2 protein-coding genes and 2 pseudogenes are annotated in these 2,594 nt (G+C 62.0%); 3 read left to right on the forward strand and 1 reads right to left on the reverse strand.

Features of this window, described 5'->3' with window-relative positions:
• The 3 genes and pseudogenes from EOA27_RS31290 to EOA27_RS43210 all read left to right on the forward strand — a co-directional run.
• Positions 1-234 (forward strand): annotated as a pseudogene (locus EOA27_RS31290) (transglutaminase family protein); the annotation flags it as partial.
• 296 nt (positions 235-530) lie between these two features.
• Complete coding sequence (locus EOA27_RS31295; RefSeq protein WP_348526010.1) at positions 531-1,787, forward strand: pilus assembly protein; 1,257 nt, start codon at positions 531-533, stop codon at positions 1,785-1,787.
• Complete coding sequence (locus EOA27_RS43210; RefSeq protein ID WP_348526011.1) at positions 1,784-1,948, forward strand: hypothetical protein; 165 nt, start codon at positions 1,784-1,786, stop codon at positions 1,946-1,948. Before EOA27_RS31295 ends, EOA27_RS43210 begins: the two co-directional genes overlap by 4 nt.
• Positions 1,949-2,323: 375 nt before the next feature.
• Here EOA27_RS43210 and EOA27_RS31300 read toward each other — a convergent pair.
• Positions 2,324-2,594 (reverse strand): annotated as a pseudogene (locus tag EOA27_RS31300) (MOSC domain-containing protein); the annotation flags it as partial.

A 2,594-nucleotide genomic window follows, 5' to 3' on the forward strand; every position in this document is an offset into this window, starting at 1 on the left:
GAAGTCTTCCTCGACGGCAAATGGTACACGTTCGACCCGCGCCACAACCGGCCGCGCATCGGCCGGGTCGTCATCGCGCGCGGCCGCGACGCCACCGACGTGCCGCTGCTGCACAGTTTCGGTCCGCACCGGCTCTCTCTTTTCAAGGTGTGGACCTACGAGCAGGAAGGCAATCGCTTCAATCCTCCGCATCACGGCGTCGATCGGACGGTGAGCGCGCAGATGTTAGCCTAGGCTCGACAGACCCTGCGCCGTGCCATGTTTCATCGGGGCCGCCGACCCGCTTCGGCACAGCCCGATCGTGCCAAACAGGGATCGGACGCGACAGTCCTCAAGATCATGGTAAGCGCTTCATGAAGCTGGCTTCGCCAGCGCATTCTCGTTAACTTCCTGTTCACCCTCAACTTTGCCGAAAGCAAGCAGAAACAATGCACTAACCGCCTGTTAAGCGTCTTTCGGCGGCTTCTGGCCGAAATCCTGCAACGCCTTTGCCGAGCGGCGCAGCGCCGCAGACAGTGGAGGCGGAAGGCATGCGGCAGTTCAGAGGTGTCGTTCGTGGGGTGGACGGCTTTAGCCGGAATCGCGAAGGCAATTTCGCGGTTCTGTTCGGAGCTGCCGTGTCTGTCCTCGCGCTGGGGGTGGGATTCGCGGTCAACATCTCGCAACTCAACAATGCGAGCTCGAGCTTGCAGGGTGTCGTCGACGCGGCCGTGACCTCGACGGCCCGCGATCTCACCCTCGGCGTCATCACGGAAGCCGACGCCAGCAAAACGGTGCAGGCATTCCTCGACGCCAACGGCACCGCCGGCATCCTGATGCAGGCCGACCAGGTGGTGCTGGACAAGCTTACGGTCGACAGGACAGCCAACACCGTGCAGGCCGATGCGCATGCCGATGTCGGCCTCTTCTTTCCGCTGTTCAGCACCGACAGCATGCGCCGCGTGACCGCTTCGACCACCGCGCTCTACTCGGACAAGACGGTGGAGGTGGCGATGATGCTCGATGTTACCGGTTCGATGGCTCCCGACTGGCGCGCCAAGACCAACAAGATCGGCGACCTGAGGACCGCCGCGTCACAGACGGTCAAGGGTCTCCTGGATCAGAATCGGGACCCCAATGATCCCCGGATTCGGGTGTCGATCATCCCCTATGCCGAAGCCGTCAACACCGGCCGCCTGGCCGACACGGTCTTCGTGGAGACCGAGATGGGGCCGAAAGTGCCGCCGCCGATCGATACCGCGGTGCCGGTTTCTGCCACGGTGTCCGACAATTGCGCAACCGAGCGCAAGGACAAGGACGGCTACGTCGATTACTCGTCGGACGGGCCCTACACGCAACGGCGCGACAATCAGGGCAGGATCTATCTGGCCAAGGTCAACCGCGACTACCGTGTGAAGGTATGCCCCACGGCCACTCTGGTTCCGCTTACTGCCGATGAGGACAAGCTGGTGACGGCGATCGAACATTTTCAGGCCGGGGGCGTGACCGCAGGCGGCATTGCCGCGCAGTGGGGCTATTACATGCTCTCGCCATCCTGGCGTACGGCTATATCGAGCGCTCGCCTAGGCGCCGGCCCCGCCAACTTCGATCGCAACAGGGTGGCCAAGATCGCCATTCTGATGACGGACGGCCAGTTCAACACCGCCTTTGCCGGCGGACGCGGCGCGTCCAGGTCGCAGGATCAAGGTCAGAAGTCGCGCGCCAATGCCGAAAACATCTGCGATAACATGAAGCGCGACGGCATCGAGATATTCACCATCGCTTCGATCTCAACGATCTGGCGATGACCGCAACCGAACGCGATCAGGCCAAGTCCGTGTTGAAGGACTGCGCGACCGACGACACCTCGTCGCTCAAGCATTATTACGAGGCCGCCAACGGCGCCGAATTGTCCCATGCCTTCGGCGAAATCAGCCGCAATATCGAGAAGCTCACAATCAGCCGCTGACCTGCAGCGCCGACCCCAAAGCGCGTCGCGATCTTTCAGATTCGCTCCATGCGCTTTTACGTTTTTGACTTTACGCATTTCTCCCAAAACCGGTTCCCACCTTCGGGAGACACGCCTCATACGGAAAAGGCCGCCGCTTCTTGACGAAGCAGGCGGCCTTCCGTGTTTCCGTCCATGACGCGGCTCCTGGCGGCAACCCCTTCGGGTTACCTGCCGCGCGTCTCGCGCCTTAACGGGAAGACTGCTTCCCGGAAGTGCAATCCGCAGAGCTCACGTTATGGAAAACGAAATCACTCGACATCGGATCACCTCCTTTCGGTTTGTTGAACACACCCCAATGATGGGGTGCGTTGCAGCAAAAGACAAGAGGGCAGGTCAGAGGAAGCGCATCGGCGCGCCGATCCCGATCCGCGCCGGCCGGTCGACGGTGCAGTAGACGCCGAGATTGTGGGCGTTGTGGCGAACCAGGTTGCGCAGGATGCCGGGGTCGGTGTCGAAGCCGTCCTGGGCGATGATGGTGAAGCCGCAGCGGCGGCAGGGTTCGGAGACGGTGAGTTCAAGATCGCCGACCGCGAGCTTTCTTCCGATCCATTCCGTCTCCGGGAAGGCGCCTTCGACAGGCGCCATGTCGACGACGATGTTGGGC

The sequence above is a fragment of the Mesorhizobium sp. M2A.F.Ca.ET.037.01.1.1 genome (genome assembly GCF_003998075.1).
In the GTDB taxonomy this organism is placed as follows: Bacteria; Pseudomonadota; Alphaproteobacteria; order Rhizobiales; family Rhizobiaceae; genus Mesorhizobium.

Bases quoted from the DNA above. Each gene is read 5' to 3' on its own strand.
- EOA27_RS31295 (WP_348526010.1), top strand. From the start codon at position 531: ATGCGGCAGTTCAGAGGTGTCGTTCGTGGGGTGGACGGCTTTAGCCGG.
- EOA27_RS43210 (WP_348526011.1), top strand. From the start codon at position 1,784: ATGACCGCAACCGAACGCGATCAGGCCAAGTCCGTGTTGAAGGACTGC.